Source organism: Rhodobacter sp. TJ_12 (genome assembly GCF_020023995.1).
Classification (GTDB): domain Bacteria; phylum Pseudomonadota; class Alphaproteobacteria; order Rhodobacterales; family Rhodobacteraceae; genus Rhodobacter.
This window is the reverse complement of record NZ_NRRD01000013.1, coordinates 27,669-42,832: the sequence shown is the minus strand read 5'-3', so window position 1 is coordinate 42,832 and position 15,164 is coordinate 27,669. Positions and strand designations below refer to the sequence as shown.

Below are 15,164 nucleotides of genomic sequence, written 5' to 3'. Positions count from 1 at the left end.
TCTGGCGTTTGCGCGCCGGTGCAGGCGGTGCGCCCCCTTTTCTCTGCCGAAGCCTTGTGCGAATTTGACCCAAGCCGCGCGGTGGGTGGCGCGGCGGGCGCCTTCGGGCAGAGGGAGAATATCATGTCGGCATCCCCCTTGCGGCGGTTGGCGCGTTCGGAAACGGCGAATGGCTATCTGATGGTCAGCCCGACGCTGCTTTACGCGATGCTGCTTCTGGCCGCGCCACTGATCACCATCTTTGCCTATTCCTTTTTCAAGGACGGCTATCTGGAGGTGATCCACGAATTCACCTTGTCGAACTATGTCGAGGCATGGAGCGACCCGATCTTTCGTGCGATCTTGCTGCGCTCGGTCATCGTGTCGGGGCTGGTGACCTTTGTCACCGTCGTGCTGGCCTTTCCGATTGCCTATTTCATCTCGTTCAATCTGGCGCCCGCGCACAAGGCGCGCTGGCTTTTTTTGATCACCATCCCGTTTTGGACCTCTTACCTGATCCGGGTGTTTCAGTGGAAGGTGATCCTAAGCTACAACGGGGTGATCAATTCGCTTTTGATGGGCGCGGGGATCATTGATGAGCCGCTGCAAATGCTCAATTCCATCGGCGCGATTGCGGTGACATTGGCCCATGCCTATGCACCCTTTGCGATCTTGCCGATTTTCGTAAGTTTGGAAAAGATCGATCGCTCGCTTCTGGAGGCGGGGCAGGACCTGGGCGAAAGCCGGTTGATGACCTTTTGGCGGGTGACGCTGCCTTTGGCGATGCCCGGCGTGATCGGCGCGGTGATGATCGTTTTCATCCCGACGATCGGCGATTACGTCACCCCGGTCATCATCGGCGGCGGCAAGCTGCCGATGGTGGCGAATATGATCCAGATGGATATGCTGAAGATCGACAACAAGCCCTTGGGCTCGGCTATTGCGGTCTCGTCGATGCTGGTGGTGGCGGCGATTGCGCTGACCTTCCTGTTTCTGAACCGTCGCTTCCTGAGGGGGCCGAAATGAAGCTGTCGGGCCTGCGGCTTTACGCGCTGCTGTATCTGCTGTTCCTCTACGCGCCGATCTTGCTGTTGCCGGTCTTTGCTTTCAATGACGGCACGGTGATCGCATTTCCGCTGCGCGGCCTCACGCTCGAATGGTTCGGGCAGATGCTGTCGAATGACACTTTGGGCGCGGCCTTGGTCAATTCGCTGATCATCGCGCTGTCGACCGCGATTTTGTCCACCACTTTGGGGGTTTTTGCCGCGCGATCTGGCACGCGCTATGCCTACCGTGGCAAGGCGGGGGTATTGGGGCTGATCATGCTGCCCTTGGTCCTGCCCGAGATCATCGTGGCGGTTTCGCTTTTGGTGGTGCTGTTGGGCATGGGGGTGCAGCTTTCGATCTTTACCGTGATCTTGGGCCATGTGCTGATTGCCACACCCTATGCGATTGCGGTGCTGAACGCGGCCTTTTCCACGCTGGATCAATCGCTTGAAGAAGCCGCCTATGATCTGGGCGAAACCAAATGGTCGACCTTTCGGCTGATCATCTTGCCGCTGGTGACGCCGGGGCTGATTTCTTCGGCGCTGATGGCCTTCACCATCTCTTTGGATGAATTCATCATAGCCTTTTTCTTGGCGGGCGAACAGGTGACGCTGCCCACCTATATCTATTCGCAGCTGCGCTTTCCGAAACAGATCCCGATGATCATGGCGCTTGGCACGGTCTTGGTGCTGGCCTCCATCATCTTGCTGACCTTGGCCGAATATTTCCGCCGCCGTGGCCTTGCCAAAACCGGCGCCAAAGATACCGGAGGTTTCCTGTGAACCAACCCGCCCCGAAAGCCGCGCCCACCAAGCCCGCCGCGCCGCCGCTTGAAAACCGCCGCAAGATGATCGAATTCGATCAGGTGCACAAATATTACGGCGATTACCATGCCTTGCGCGGTATTTCTGCGGTGATCCGCGAGGGCGAGTTCTTTTCGCTTCTTGGCCCCTCTGGCTGTGGGAAAACCACGCTTTTGCGCACGATTGCAGGGTTTGAAGATATTTCCTCGGGCGCGGTGCTGATTGACGGCAAGCATATGGAAGATGTGCCGCCGAACAAACGCCCCACCAATATGGTGTTTCAATCCTATGCGATCTTTCCGCATTTGACGGTGGGGGAAAACGTCGGCTTTGGCCTGCGGCGTGACCCGCGCCCGGCGGCACAAAAGGCGCAAGCGGTGGAACAGGCGCTAGAGATGGTGGGGCTGAAGGGCTATGGCGCGCGCGCGGCCCATGCGCTTTCGGGCGGGCAACGCCAACGCGTGGCCTTGGCGCGCGCGCTTATTTTGAAGCCCAAGGTGCTGCTGCTGGATGAGCCGCTGTCCGCGCTCGACAAGAAAATCCGCGAACAGATGCAGGTTGAGCTGATCAAGCTGCAACGCGAGGTGGGCATCACCTTTGTTTTGGTGACCCATGACCAAGAAGAAGCGCTTGTGATGTCGGACCGGATTGCCGTGATGTTCGAGGGTGAAATCGCGCAACTGGCCGACCCTGAAACGCTGTATCGTCGCCCCGCCTCGCGCCGGGTGGCGGATTTCATCGGCGTGATGAACTTCTTGCCCGCGACGGTGCTGGGCGAGGCCAATGGGCAGGTGCAGTTGGATGTGGCGGGGCTGGGTCCGGTCGATGTGACCGCCGATCAGGCACAGGCCGCCCCCACGGGCGAGCCGGCGGCAGTGGGCTTTCGCCCCGAAACGCTGACGATCCTTTATGAAGGCCAGACCGCCCAAGATCGGGAGGCCCCGGGCGTGATCGACGAGGTCGTTTATTACGGCGACATGACCTATTACGACGTCAAGCTGGATGGGGTCGAAAAGCCGGTGCGGATTTCCATGCGCAACGTCTTTGGCCGTCCGGTGCTGGATGTGGGCACGCGCACGCGGGTGGCATGGTCACCCGGTGCGCTGGTGCTGTTTCGGTAAGGGGCCGGTTCGGTAAAGGGCCTGTTCGGTAAAAAGGAGGGGGCTCAGGCGCTCAGCCAGCCCTCGATCTTTGCGGCCTCGGGCAGCCCGCCCGCATGGACCATGGTGCCATCAATTGCAATGCCGGGGGTGGACAGCACACCCGCCATGGCGATTTCGCGCGGGTCGGTGACCTTTTCCACGCTTACCTCAAGCCCCAGTTTCTGGGCGGCCTCTGTCACCATCGCGGCGGTGGTTTCGCAGCGTTTGCAACCAGGGCCGAAGACTTTGATATGTTTCATCGCTTTGCCTTTCAAAAGATCAGGTTGAACAAAAAGCCCACCGCCAGAATGCCGCTGGCCACCACGGCAACGAAAACGGCGATCAGCTTCAGCGTCAGCACTTGGCGCAAGATCACCATCTCGGGCAGGGACAGCGCGATCACGCTCATCATAAAGGCCAGCACGGTGCCAAGCGCAGCACCCTTGCCCAAAAGCGCCTCCACAATCGGGATCACGCCTGCGGCATTGGTATACATTGGAATGCCCATCACCACGGCGGCGGGCACGCTCCACCATGCGCCTGCGCCCATGATCTGCACCATCAAATCTTGCGGCACATAGCCATGGATCAGCGCGCCCATCGCAATGCCCAACAGCACCCAAAGCCAGACTTTCGCGAAAATCTCGCGCAGTGCGGTCCAGCCTTGGCGGTAGCGGTCGATCAGCGTGAGGCGGTTTTGGCCAAGCTCTGGGGCACTGGCGCCGGTGTGGATGTCGCGCACCCAATCTTGCAGCCAGCCCTCTAGCTGCAATTTGCCGATCACCCAGCCCGCACAAATGGCGATGGCGAGCCCAAAGCCAAGGTAGGCCGCTGCCACTTGCCAGCCCACAAGGCCGAACAAAAGCACCAGCGCGACCTCATTCACCATCGGCGCGGCGATCAGAAAGGAAAAGGTCACCCCAAGCGGCACGCCCGCCGAGACAAAGCCAATGAACAAAGGCACCGCCGAGCAGGAACAAAACGGCGTCACGATCCCCAAAAGCGCGGCCAGCAGATTGCCGATGCCGCTGCGTTTGCCCGACAGCAGCGCGCGGGTCTTTTCGGCAGAAAAGAAGCTGCGCACCACGCCCATGGCAAAAACGATCAGCGCCAGCAGCATCAGCACCTTTGGCACATCATAGAGGAAAAAGGCCACCGCCTCGCCCGTGGCGCTGTGGCGATCCACCGGCAAAAGCGCGGTCAGCGCCTCGGACAGCGGCACCAATTGGCGGTAAAGGGCGACCCAAATCCCCAAGGCGAGCACAAGGCCCAGATGCCAAAGCGGTCCGGGCAGGGGGCGGCGGGGCGCGGTCGGGGCAAGGCTCATGCGACTTCCCTTTCGGGTTGCGCGGCGGCGGCCAAAACGGCCTCCACCACGGCGGCGATTTCGGGGGCCATGTCCGGGTTGCGCCGGTAGCGGACCCATTGCGCATCGCGCCGATCCAACACCAGCCCGGCTTGACGCAAGACCTGCATATGGCGCGACATCCGGCTTTGCGTCGCGCCCGCCTTTTGCATCAATTCACAGACGCAATGCTCTGATCCGTCAGCCAAAAGCCGCATCGCGCCAAGCCGCGTGGGCTCGGCAAGGGCGGCAAGAACGCTCAACACCATGGCGCACCTCCTTCATGCGCTTTAGCGCATATGCGGAAGGCCGTGCATTGACGCGGGTCAATTTCGCAAAACAAAGGGCGCCGCAAACGGGCGCCCTTTGTGTCTGTTTCGCAATCTGGGGCCGCGCCCCTTTCCGCTTAGCCTTCGGAACGCGCGGCGCGCTTGCGCTCATGCGGGTCAAGGAAGCGCTTGCGCAGGCGCACGATTTTCGGCGTCACTTCGACCAGTTCATCGTCATCGATGTACGCGATCGCCTCTTCAAGGCTCATTCGCACCGGGGGCGTCAGCCGCACCGCTTCATCGGTGCCAGACGCACGCACGTTGGTCAGCTTCTTGCCCTTGAGCGGGTTCACCTCCAGATCGTTGTCGCGCGAATGCTCGCCAATGATCATGCCGGTGTAAACCTGTTCCTGCGCGCCGATGAAAAGCTTGCCGCGTTCTTCAAGGTTCCACAGCGCATAGGCGACCGAGACGCCGTTCTCCATCGAGATCAGCACGCCTTGGCGACGGCCCGCAATCGGGCCCTTGTAGGGGGCCCAGCCGTGGAAGATGCGGTTGAGCACGCCGTTGCCGCGCGTGTCGGTCATGAACTCGCCTTGGTAGCCGATCAGCCCGCGCGAGGGCACATGGGCGACGATCCGGGTTTTGCCATGGCCCGCCGGGCGCATTTCAACCAAATCGCCCTTGCGCGGCCCGGTCAGCTTTTCGATCACCGCGCCAGAGAATTCATCATCCACATCGACGATGACCTCTTCGATCGGCTCCAGCCGCTCGCCTTCTTCTTCGCGGAAGATCACGCGCGGGCGCGAGATCGACAGTTCGAACCCTTCGCGGCGCATGTTTTCGATCAGCACGCCCATCTGAAGCTCGCCCCGGCCCGAGACCACGAAAGCCTCGCCGCCCGGCGTGTCTTCGACGCGGATTGCGACGTTGGTCTCGGCCTCTTTCATCAGGCGTTCGCGGATCACACGCGATTGCACCTTATTGCCGTCTTTGCCGGCCAAGGGGCTGTCATTGATGCCAAAGGTGACCGAGATCGTCGGCGGGTCAATCGGCTGGGCCGGGATCGGCGCATCGATTTCCAGCGCGCACAGCGTATCGGCCACGGTCGCCTTGGTCATGCCCGCCACGGTCACAATATCGCCCGCTTCGGCCACATCGATGGGCTGCTGCGTCAGGCCGCGGAAGGCCAGAATTTTGGTGCAGCGGAATTGTTCCACCCGCTCGCCGGTGCGCGACAGCGCCTTGAGGCTATCGCCCACCTTAAGCCGGCCCGCTTCGACGCGGCCGGTCAGGATGCGGCCAATGAACGGATCGGCCGAAAGCGTTGTCGCCAGCATCTGGAACGGCTCATCGGCGCGGAATTCCTGTTTCGGCGGCTCGACATGTTTCAAGATCAGGTCGAACAGCGCCGACAGGTCTTGGCGCGGGCCATCCAGCTCCAGATCGGCCCAGCCGCCGATCCCCGAGGCATAGACATGCGGGAAATCAAGCTGCTCGTCGCTGGCGCCAAGGTTGGCAAAGAGGTCGAACACCTCGTTCAGCGCGTTTTCCGGGTCTGCCGCGGGTTTGTCGACCTTGTTCAGCACGACGATGGGCTTGAGCCCCAGCGCCAGCGCCTTGGAGGTCACAAACTTGGTTTGCGGCATCGGGCCTTCGGCAGCATCGACCAGCAGGCAGACACCATCCACCATGCTTAGGATGCGCTCCACCTCGCCGCCGAAATCGGCGTGGCCGGGGGTGTCGACGATATTGATGCGCGTGCCTTTCCATTCGACCGAGGTGCATTTGGCCAAAATGGTGATACCGCGTTCGCGTTCGATATCGTTGCTGTCCATCGCCCGTTCGGCGACAGCTTGGTTTTCACGGAAAGCGCCTGATTGGCTCAGGAGCTTGTCGACAAGAGTGGTCTTGCCGTGGTCGACGTGTGCAATAATCGCAATGTTGCGAAGGTCCATGGGGTCCGCCTGTTCGAGATTTGAGTGCCGCATAAGCGAAAAGCACCCGTTTGGCCAGCAATAAGCGCGTTACGAATGCCCTGCCGATGAAAACAGGTTGATGACAGCAATCCCCGCAATGATCAGGGAAATGCCAAGAAGGGCCGCCAGATCAAGCTTTTGCCCAAAGATCAGCCAGCCCGACAGTGCAATCAGCACCATACCAACGCCCGACCAAAGCGCATAGGTGATGCCCAGCGGCAAATCGCGCAACACCAGCGTAAAGAACCAAAAGGCCGCGCCAAAGCCCGCAATCACCCCAAGGCTGGGCCAAAACCGGGTGAATTGCTGCGAGGCTTGCAGGCAGGTGGAGCCGAAGGTTTCGAACACCACGGCGATCAAAAGGAACAGATAGGTTTTCATCACGACACGATATACCAGTCGCGACGGTGGTTGAAGGCAATGACGAAGTTCAAAACCAGTGCCCCCAAAAGCGACCAGCCCACCCGGTCAAGCGGCAACAGCCAAGCAGCAATCGCAAATAGGGCCAGATCATGGGCCAGTTGCACCCAGCCCGCGCGCCAGCCCAGCTTGTCTTGCAAGATCAGCGCGACAATCGAGACCCCGCCCAAAGACCCCGAATGCCGAAACAGGCCCAAAAGCCCCACCCCCGCCGCGGCGCCAAACAACAGCGCCGCCGCCGCCGGATGGATGCTTTGCAGCACGACCAAGGGTTTAAGCGCTTCGGCCATGACCGAAACCAGCGTGACCGTGGCCAAGGATTTGACGCAAAAGATCGGCCCGCGCGCCCACCATGCCAGCGCGAAAAAGGGGATGTTCAGCCCAAAGAACAGCGCCGAGAAATTCCACCCCGTCGCGTAAGACAAGATCAGCGCCATGCCCGCCGTGCCGCCGGTGACAAGCCCCGCCGCGCGCAGAAGATGAATGCCCAAGGCCGCCTGGGCCGAGCCGATCACGAGGCCTTGGATATCCTCGAAAAAGGTGTAACGGCGAGATGTGTCAGCTTCCATGACCTAAATATAGGTCAGACAGGTTGTCGCGTCAAATCCGATTGCAGCCGGGACGGGCGCGAAGCTGCGCGCAAAGTCAGGCGATATACCGGTCGCGCCGGTGGTTAAGCCCGATCACCAGATTGACCACCAGCGCCCCAAGCGCCGAGATCACCACCAGATCCCATTCGCGCAAGGTAAAGGCGAGGGCAAACACGCAAGCGTCGAACAAAAGCTGCGTCCAGCCCGCGCGGAAGCCGGTTTTATCTTGCAGATACAATGCCATGATGCCAACCCCGCCAAGGCTGGCCCCATGCCGAAACAGCGCCAGCAGCGCAGAGCCCGTCATCAGCCCAAAGATCACCGCGCCGACAATCGGGTTCACATTGGCAAAGCTGATGTAATCGGGCAGATAGGCCGCGATCAGCGACAAGATCGCGACGGCAGCAAAGGTTTTCAGCACGAACACCAGCCCCATGCGTTTGTAGCCAAACCAGTAAAACGGCAGGTTCAGAACAAAAAACACCGGCCCGAAGCCCCAGCCCGTCGCATAGGAAATCAAGACCGACAGCCCCGCCATTTGCCCCGTTACAAGCCCCAGATGGGTTAGCAGCACGATGCCGAAGGCGGCCATGGTCGTGCCATAGGCAAGGCCCTGCACATCATCAAGCAGGGAATGGCGGGCGGGGTTTTCATTGATGATCTCGGTCATGGCGGGCTTCTGGCACGGGTTTGGGGGCCGGGCAAGGGCCTGTGGCGGCTGGGCCACGCCTTGACGACGCTGCGCCGGGTGTGTGCTCATTTTTCTGGCACGACTCGGGGCGCCGTGCATTCTGCCCACATCCGGCAATTTTCAGACAGGAGGGCGGATCATGATGACCATCGCGACCACTCTCCGAACCGGTGGGTTCCAGACTTCGGCGGCCGTTGCGGCCCCAGCAGGCAAGCGCGCGACGACCCGCGCGTAATCCCGCAAGAACCCCGGTGCGCTTGCACCATTCGTCTGACCTTTGACCGGATCTTCCCCAGTTTCCCGCGCGCCGCGCAGGCCCCTTGGCCGGGTCCGGTCTGTTCTATCCCCAACCAGAGGCCGGTTTCGACCGGGAAAGCGATGACACGGACCGATGATCCGGAGCTTGCGCTCCATCTCCATCTTGAAACGCTGATCGCGCTGCATGGCGCGCGGCGGGTGATGTTGGCTGCCTTGGCGGCCTTGGTGCGGCCACGCATGCGCCCGCCCTTGGCAGAACAATTCGCCGAGCTTGATGATCATATGCGGCGCGACATTGGCTTGCCGCCGCGGGGGCATTCACCGCCGATGCCGCATTGGAGCCATTTCGGCTGGTGAGGTTCTGCCTCTAACAAATTGAAAAGGGCCGGGAAATCCCGGCCCTTTCGACAGGTGCGCGCGGGGCAGCTTAGCCCGCCAGCGCCTTGTTCAGATATTCGTCGACCTTTTCAAGATAGCCCATCGTGGTGAGCCATTTCTGATCGGGGCCCACCAAAAGCGCGAGGTCTTTGGTCATGAACCCGTCTTCGACGGTCTGCACGCAGACTTTTTCCAGCGTTTGCGCGAAATTCGCCAGTTGCTCGTTGCCATCCAGTTTCGCGCGATGCTTCAGACCGCCGGTCCAGGCAAAGATCGAGGCGATCGAGTTGGTCGAGGTTTCCTTGCCGGCCTGGTGCTGGCGGTAGTGGCGGGTCACGGTGCCGTGCGCGGCTTCGGCCTCGACGGTTTTCCCATCGGGCGTCATCAGCACCGAGGTCATCAGGCCAAGCGAGCCAAAGCCCTGCGCCACGGTGTCGGATTGCACGTCGCCATCGTAGTTTTTGCACGCCCAGATATAGCCACCCGACCATTTCAGCGCCGAGGCCACCATGTCATCAATCAGGCGGTGCTCGTAATGGATACCGGCTTTTTTGAACTCGGCCTCGAACTCTTCTTCATAGACCTTTTGGAACAGGTCTTTGAAGCGGCCATCATAGGCTTTGAGGATGGTGTTCTTGGTCGAGAGGTACACCGGCCAACCCTTCAGCAGGCCATAGTTCATCGACGACCGGGCGAAATCGATGATCGACTGATCGAGGTTATACATGCCCATCGCCACACCGGCGGCGGGCGCGTCGAACACGTCGCGCTCGATCACCGTGCCATCTTCGCCAACGAATTTCATCGTCAGCTTGCCTTTGCCCGGGAACAGGAAGTCGGTGGCGCGATATTGGTCGCCAAAGGCGTGACGGCCCACAACAATCGGCTGGGTCCAGCCCGGCACAAGGCGCGGCACGTTTTTGCAGATGATCGGCTCGCGGAAGATCACGCCGCCAAGGATGTTGCGGATCGTGCCGTTGGGCGAGCGCCACATTTGCTTGAGGCCAAACTCTTCCACACGGGCTTCGTCGGGCGTGATGGTGGCGCATTTCACCGCAACGCCAACCTCTTTCGTCTTCATCGCGGAATCGATGGTGATTTGGTCGTTGGTGCGGTCACGCTCTTCGATGCCCAGATCATAGTAGAGCAGATCGACATCGAGATAGGGCAGGATCAGTTTCTTCTTGATGAAATCCCAGATGATCCGGGTCATCTCGTCGCCGTCCATCTCGACGATGGGATTGTCTACCTTGATCTTGGTCATAAGGGCCTCACGGGTTGGTGACTCGTTGCCCGTCTTTTAACCGCTTCTGGATGGCTTGGCTAGTCTTGTATGCGGTTGTATACCGGTTACAGGCCGCGATCCGCGAACCAAGGCCGGATGCGGGCTTTGATCCAATCCCACACCCCCGGCAAACCCCGCGCGATTTTGGAGCCGACGCGGGTCTCTAGCTGGTCCCATGTCACATCATAATCGATCCACGAGCCGCCACCCGACTGGTGGTTGAGCAGCACCGGCTGCGCCCGGTCGAGCGATTTGGCATAGATCGCGGTCGGGGTTTCGGCCGCTTCAAACTCTTCCCAAAGTTCTTGAAATTCGTCTGCCATGTCTTTGGGAAGAAGGCCAAAAATGCGCTTGGCCGCGGCAAGTTCGGTGGCTTGAATATCGGCGGAGCTATGCGCGGTGCCGCCTGCCGAATGGATCGGCACATCGCCCACGTCAATTTCGACAATGTCGTGGATGAGCAGCATCTTGACCGCGCGGAGCGCATCGACGCCGGGGTCTGCTTGATCCGCCAGCACCAGCGCGTAAAGCGCCAGCGTCCAGCTATGTTCGGCGGAATTTTCGGGGCGCGAGGCATCATGGATCGGGGTCGCGCGGGTCACCGATTTGAGCTTTTCGACTTCCCGCAGGAACGCGAATTGCTGCGCGAGCCGGTCGCTCATGTCTCTTTCAGCGCCTTCAGGCGCGCCTCGAAAAACTCGCGCCCGCGGTCGGCCGCCATATGCAACCGGCACGCGGTCATGAAGGCCTCTTGGAACGAAGGCGACGAGGTGCCGATGTGATTGCCCACCTCCATGAACAGCCGGTCGGCTTTGGGGCCCAGTTCCTTTTGGGCCTCCATCACCTCGGTGGCAAGCGCCTCGGCCAGTTCATCGAGCAGCGCCATCTTAGCGCGATCCCTCGGTCAGGCGGCGTTTCACATAAGCCTGCACCGTCTCGATCATCGGTTTCATATGCGCCTCGTCATCCTTGAAGAAGTGATCGGCGCCTTCGATTTCTTCATGGGTGATGGTGATGCCCTTTTGCTCGCGCAATTTGCCCACCAGCGTATGCGTGTCTTTGGGCGGCGCGATCCGGTCGGCGGTGCCGTTGATGATCAACCCTGACGAGGGGCAGGGCGCCAAGAACGAAAAGTCATACATATTGGCGGGCGGCGCGACCGAGATGAAGCCAGTGATCTCGGGGCGGCGCATCAAAAGCTGCATGCCGATCCACGCGCCAAAGGAAAAGCCCGCCACCCAGCAATGCTTGGAATTAGGGTTCATCGCTTGCAGGTAATCCAGCGCCGAGGCCGCATCGGACAATTCGCCCACACCTTGATCGTATTCGCCTTGGCTGCGCCCCACGCCGCGGAAGTTGAACCGCAGCACCGTGAAGCCCATTTTGTGAAAGGCGTAATGCAGGTTGTAAACAACGCGGTTGTTCATCGTGCCGCCATATTGCGGATCGGGATGCAGAAAAATCGCGATCGGCGCATCGGGGGCAGGCTGCGGGTGGTAGCGACCTTCAAGGCGACCTTCGGGACCGGGAAAAATGACTTCGGGCATGCTCACTCGCTTGGGCTTCTGCCGTTTCGGCCCCCGGGTTGCGGCCTCGCGCCAGCTTGACGCTGAAAGCCCAAGACCCTAGGACGAAAACGCCCCGGCACAATGCCGGGTTTCGGATGACCCCGAGTTAAGCGGCCCGGGGCGCGCCGTCAATGCCTGCGCGTTCGCGCCTGCGTTGTGTCGTGCGACTGTGGCCCGTTTACAGTGGGGGGCAAGTCAAGCCATCGGCTGGGCCGGGAGGAACGGATGAAACTGTCCACCAAAGGACGTTACGCGATGGTCGCGCTGGTCGATCTGGCAACGATCGGGCCGGGGCAACGCACCTCTTTGGCAGAAATCTCGAAGCGGCAGGATATTTCGCTGCCCTATCTGGAACAGTTGTTCGTGCGGTTGCGGCGCGCGGGGCTTGTGGCCTCGGTGCGGGGGCCGGGGGGCGGCTACAAGCTGGCCAAAGAGCCCGTTGATATCCGCATATCCGAGGTGTTCGAGGCGGTGGATGAAACGGTGTCCGCTTTGCATGTGGGGGCAGGGGCCTCGGGCGGGATTTCCGGCTCGCGCGCGCAGTCTTTGGCGAACCGGCTTTGGGAAAGCCTTTCGGCGCAGGTCTTTGTGTTTTTGCATCAAACCACGCTGGAAGATGTGGTGAAAAACACGCTCAAACCCTGTCCGGCGGTGCCCAACCTGTTCTCGGTCGTGGACGAGTGACAGCCCGGTTGCAACCGTAAGCGATTTCTCGGACAAGGAGAGAAAGGTCCTTGATGCGCCGGGCGGGCGCCAGCGGGTGCGATGACACGACTTTATCTGGATTGGAATGCCACCACACCGCTGCGGGCCGAGGCGCGCGCGGCCATGGTGCAGGCGATGGAAATCACCGGCAACCCGTCCTCGGTGCATGCCGAAGGGCGCGCGGCGAAAGCGGCGATTGAAACGGCCCGCGCGCAGATCGCCGCCGCTTTGGGGGCCGACGGGGCGGATATCATTTTTACCTCTGGCGCGACCGAGGCTGCGGCGTTGGCGCTGGCCGGGCGCGCGGTCGCCTGTGCCCCTGTCGAACATGATGCGGTTGCGGCTTGGTGCGACAATTCGCTACCGGTCGATGGCTGGGGGCGGGTGACGGTTTCGGACCCCGCGCGCGCCACGTTGCAACTGGCCAATTCCGAAACCGGCGTGGTGCAAAACCTGCCCGACGGGCTTTGGGCGGCGGATCTGACCCAAGGCTTTGGCAAGATTCCCTTTGCCTTCAACTGGCTGGGCATCACTTGCGGTTTCATTTCCGCCCATAAATTGGGCGGACCCAAGGGAATCGGCGCTTTGGTGGTGAAGCGTGGCACGGAAATTGCAGCGCAGTTGCGCGGCGGTGGTCAAGAGATGGGGCGCCGGGCAGGCACCGAAAATCTCATAGGAATTGCGGGTTTTGGCGCTGCAGCGCAGGCTGCGGCGGCGGATTTGGCCCAAGGGCGATGGGATGGGGTCGCGCAAATTAGAAATATTCTAAAAGAGGCTCTGGAATTCCCGACGAAAGAAGTCTATTTTCCGGGCTGGGAGACGCCGCTAGAATGTAAGGCGATGGGAAAAGGCCCCTTGACGGTCCTGCCCAACACGCTTTCGGTGGTCGCACCGGGCTGGAAGGGAGAGACGCAGGTAATGCGGATGGACCTTGCAGGCTATGCGATTTCGGCGGGCTCGGCCTGTTCATCGGGGAAGGTGCGCGCAAGCCGCGTGCTGGCCGCGATGGGATGGGGCGAAGAAGAAGCGGGATCGGCGATACGCATATCGCTGGGCCCGGGAGTGACACGGGACGAAGTGCTGCGCTTTGCCGACACATGGCGCGCAGCCTTGCAAAAGCACCGCGGCAGGCGCTGACGCGGACAAACGCGGAGAGGGAACGATGGCGACGCAGGAAACGGACATCCGCGAGGGCGTGGACCGCGAAACGGTCGAAACCGTCCAGAACATGGGCTCTTACAAATATGGGTGGGAGACCGAGATCGAAATGGAATATGCCCCCAAGGGCATTTCCGAAGAGATCGTGCGGCTGATTTCCAAGAAGAACGATGAGCCCGAATGGATGCTGGAATGGCGTCTTCAGGCCTATCACCGCTGGGTCGAGATGAAAGAGCCCGATTGGGCTTTGCTGGATCTGCCGAAGATCGACTACCAAGACCTGTATTACTATGCGCGCCCCAAAAGCATGGTGGAAAAGCCCAAGTCGCTGGACGAGGTGGACCCCAAGCTTCTGGCCACCTATGAAAAGCTTGGCATTCCGCTCAAGGAACAGATGATCCTTGCCGGCGTTGAAGGGGCCGAGAATATCAACCTTGAAGAACGTCAGGTCGCCGTGGATGCGGTGTTTGATAGCGTCTCGGTTGGCACGACCTTCAAGGAAAAGCTGGCCGAGGCGGGCGTGATCTTTTGCTCGATCTCGGAAGCGATCAAGGATCACCCGGAACTGGTCAAGAAATACCTTGGCTCGGTGGTGCCGCAAACCGACAACTACTTTGCCACGCTCAACAGCGCCTGCTTCTCGGATGGGTCTTTCGTTTACGTGCCGCCGGGCACCCGCTGCCCGATGGAACTGTCCACCTATTTCCGCATCAATGCTGAAAACACCGGCCAGTTTGAGCGCACGCTGATTGTTTGCGACAAGGGCGCCTATGTCAGCTACCTGGAAGGCTGCACTGCGCCGAAGCGCGACACCGCGCAGCTTCATGCCGCCGTGGTGGAAATTGTCATCTTGGAAGATGCCGAGGTGAAATATTCCACGGTGCAAAACTGGTTCCCCGGCGACGAGGAAGGCAAGGGCGGGATCTACAACTTCGTCACCAAACGCGCCGATTGCCGTGAGCCGCGCGCCAAGGTGATGTGGACGCAGGTGGAAACCGGCTCGGCGATCACCTGGAAATATCCGTCGTGCATTTTGCGCGGCGATGACACCTCGGGCGAGTTTTATTCGATCGCGATCGCCAACAACTACCAGCAAGCCGATACCGGCACCAAGATGGTGCATCTGGGCAAAAACACCCGCTCGCGGATTGTGTCCAAGGGCATCTCGGCGGGCCAAGCGCAAAACACCTATCGTGGTCTTGTCTCGATGCACCCGCGCGCCAAAAACTCGCGCAACTATACGCAATGCGACAGCTTGCTGATTGGCGATAAATGCGGCGCCCATACCGTGCCCTATATCGAGGTGAAGAATAACTCCTCGCGCGTCGAGCACGAGGCCACCACCTCCAAGGTCGATGATGATCAACTCTTCTACTGCCGCGCGCGTGGCGTGGGCGAAGAAGAGGCGGTGGCGCTGGTTGTGAACGGCTTCTGCCGCGACGTTTTGCAAGCGCTGCCGATGGAATTTGCCATGGAAGCCCAATCGCTTGTGGCCATTTCGCTTGAAGGGTCGGTGGGCTGATGCCCGCCACCTTGAACCTATCTCT

Annotated in this window: 18 protein-coding genes; 7 read left to right on the top strand and 11 right to left on the bottom strand. The window is 60.6% G+C overall.

The annotated features are described in order from the left end of the window. The first annotated feature begins 123 nt into the window (after positions 1 to 123). The 3 genes from CKO11_RS10685 to CKO11_RS10675 all read left to right on the top strand — a co-directional run bounded on the left by CKO11_RS10685 (position 124) and on the right by CKO11_RS10675 (position 2,950). Complete coding sequence (locus CKO11_RS10685) at positions 124 to 1,005, top strand: ABC transporter permease (protein WP_223638099.1); 882 nt, start codon at positions 124 to 126, stop codon at positions 1,003 to 1,005. Continuing rightward, complete coding sequence (locus tag CKO11_RS10680; protein WP_223638095.1) at positions 1,002 to 1,808, top strand: ABC transporter permease; 807 nt, start codon at positions 1,002 to 1,004, stop codon at positions 1,806 to 1,808. Before CKO11_RS10685 ends, CKO11_RS10680 begins: the two co-directional genes overlap by 4 nt. 65 nt (positions 1,809 to 1,873) lie before the next feature. After that, positions 1,874 to 2,950, top strand: coding sequence for an ABC transporter ATP-binding protein (locus tag CKO11_RS10675; RefSeq protein ID WP_223638233.1), 1,077 nt, complete (start codon positions 1,874 to 1,876; stop codon positions 2,948 to 2,950). Positions 2,951 to 2,994: 44 nt separating this feature from the next. Here CKO11_RS10675 and CKO11_RS10670 read toward each other — a convergent pair whose 3' ends face one another. The 7 genes from CKO11_RS10670 to CKO11_RS10640 all read right to left on the bottom strand — a co-directional run bounded on the left by CKO11_RS10670 (position 2,995) and on the right by CKO11_RS10640 (position 8,244). Further along, the gene (locus CKO11_RS10670; RefSeq protein ID WP_223638091.1) at positions 2,995 to 3,231 is read right to left on the bottom strand and encodes a thioredoxin family protein; all 237 of its coding nucleotides are present in this window, start codon (positions 3,229 to 3,231) and stop codon (positions 2,995 to 2,997) included. A gap of 11 nt (positions 3,232 to 3,242) precedes the next feature. Continuing rightward, on the bottom strand, positions 3,243 to 4,298 hold the full coding sequence (locus CKO11_RS10665; RefSeq protein ID WP_223638086.1) for a permease: 1,056 nt from the start codon (positions 4,296 to 4,298) through the stop codon (positions 3,243 to 3,245). Then, a complete protein-coding gene (locus tag CKO11_RS10660) occupies positions 4,295 to 4,585 on the bottom strand; it encodes an ArsR/SmtB family transcription factor (protein WP_223638084.1) in 291 nt (96 codons plus the stop codon). Before CKO11_RS10660 ends, CKO11_RS10665 begins: the two co-directional genes overlap by 4 nt. A gap of 137 nt (positions 4,586 to 4,722) precedes the next feature. Further along, entirely contained in the window at positions 4,723 to 6,543 is a 1,821-nt protein-coding gene (gene typA / locus CKO11_RS10655; RefSeq protein WP_223638083.1) for a translational GTPase TypA, read from the bottom strand. A gap of 69 nt (positions 6,544 to 6,612) precedes the next feature. Then, the gene (locus CKO11_RS10650; protein ID WP_263298451.1) at positions 6,613 to 6,945 is read right to left on the bottom strand and encodes a DMT family transporter; all 333 of its coding nucleotides are present in this window, start codon (positions 6,943 to 6,945) and stop codon (positions 6,613 to 6,615) included. Beyond that, positions 6,945 to 7,553: a YitT family protein gene (locus CKO11_RS10645; RefSeq protein ID WP_223638068.1), complete on the bottom strand. Its 609-nt coding sequence runs from the start codon at positions 7,551 to 7,553 to the stop codon at positions 6,945 to 6,947. Before CKO11_RS10645 ends, CKO11_RS10650 begins: the two co-directional genes overlap by 1 nt. A gap of 76 nt (positions 7,554 to 7,629) precedes the next feature. Then, positions 7,630 to 8,244 carry a YitT family protein gene (locus CKO11_RS10640; protein ID WP_223638064.1) on the bottom strand — a complete coding sequence of 205 codons (615 nt, stop codon included), beginning with the start codon at positions 8,242 to 8,244 and terminating at the stop codon, positions 7,630 to 7,632. Between the two features lie 399 nt (positions 8,245 to 8,643). Here CKO11_RS10640 and CKO11_RS10635 point away from each other — a divergent pair, with 399 nt between their 5' ends. Beyond that, a complete protein-coding gene (locus CKO11_RS10635) occupies positions 8,644 to 8,880 on the top strand; it encodes a hypothetical protein (protein ID WP_223638061.1) in 237 nt (78 codons plus the stop codon). Between the two features lie 70 nt (positions 8,881 to 8,950). Here the strand turns inward: CKO11_RS10635 and CKO11_RS10630 are convergent, their stop codons facing one another. The 4 genes from CKO11_RS10630 to CKO11_RS10615 all read right to left on the bottom strand — a co-directional run bounded on the left by CKO11_RS10630 (position 8,951) and on the right by CKO11_RS10615 (position 11,733). Continuing rightward, positions 8,951 to 10,165: an NADP-dependent isocitrate dehydrogenase gene (locus CKO11_RS10630; RefSeq protein ID WP_223638058.1), complete on the bottom strand. Its 1,215-nt coding sequence runs from the start codon at positions 10,163 to 10,165 to the stop codon at positions 8,951 to 8,953. 86 nt (positions 10,166 to 10,251) lie between these two features. Then, entirely contained in the window at positions 10,252 to 10,848 is a 597-nt protein-coding gene (locus tag CKO11_RS10625; protein WP_223638055.1) for an HD domain-containing protein, read from the bottom strand. Beyond that, positions 10,845 to 11,072 (bottom strand): hypothetical protein, encoded by a 228-nt coding sequence (locus tag CKO11_RS10620; protein WP_223638052.1) that lies wholly within the window; start codon positions 11,070 to 11,072, stop codon positions 10,845 to 10,847. Before CKO11_RS10620 ends, CKO11_RS10625 begins: the two co-directional genes overlap by 4 nt. Before the next feature lies 1 nt (position 11,073). Further along, on the bottom strand, positions 11,074 to 11,733 hold the full coding sequence (locus CKO11_RS10615; RefSeq protein WP_223638049.1) for an alpha/beta hydrolase: 660 nt from the start codon (positions 11,731 to 11,733) through the stop codon (positions 11,074 to 11,076). Positions 11,734 to 11,979: 246 nt separating this feature from the next. Here CKO11_RS10615 and CKO11_RS10610 point away from each other — a divergent pair, with 246 nt between their 5' ends. The 3 genes from CKO11_RS10610 to sufB all read left to right on the top strand — a co-directional run bounded on the left by CKO11_RS10610 (position 11,980) and on the right by sufB (position 15,139). Beyond that, positions 11,980 to 12,438, top strand: a complete 459-nt coding sequence (locus tag CKO11_RS10610) for an RrF2 family transcriptional regulator (protein ID WP_223638046.1) — start codon at positions 11,980 to 11,982, stop codon at positions 12,436 to 12,438. A gap of 81 nt (positions 12,439 to 12,519) precedes the next feature. Continuing rightward, complete coding sequence (locus tag CKO11_RS10605; protein WP_223638031.1) at positions 12,520 to 13,596, top strand: cysteine desulfurase family protein; 1,077 nt, start codon at positions 12,520 to 12,522, stop codon at positions 13,594 to 13,596. A 25-nt stretch (positions 13,597 to 13,621) separates the two neighbouring features. Then, positions 13,622 to 15,139, top strand: coding sequence for a Fe-S cluster assembly protein SufB (sufB, locus tag CKO11_RS10600; protein WP_223638028.1), 1,518 nt, complete (start codon positions 13,622 to 13,624; stop codon positions 15,137 to 15,139). Positions 15,140 to 15,164: the final 25 nt, after the last annotated feature.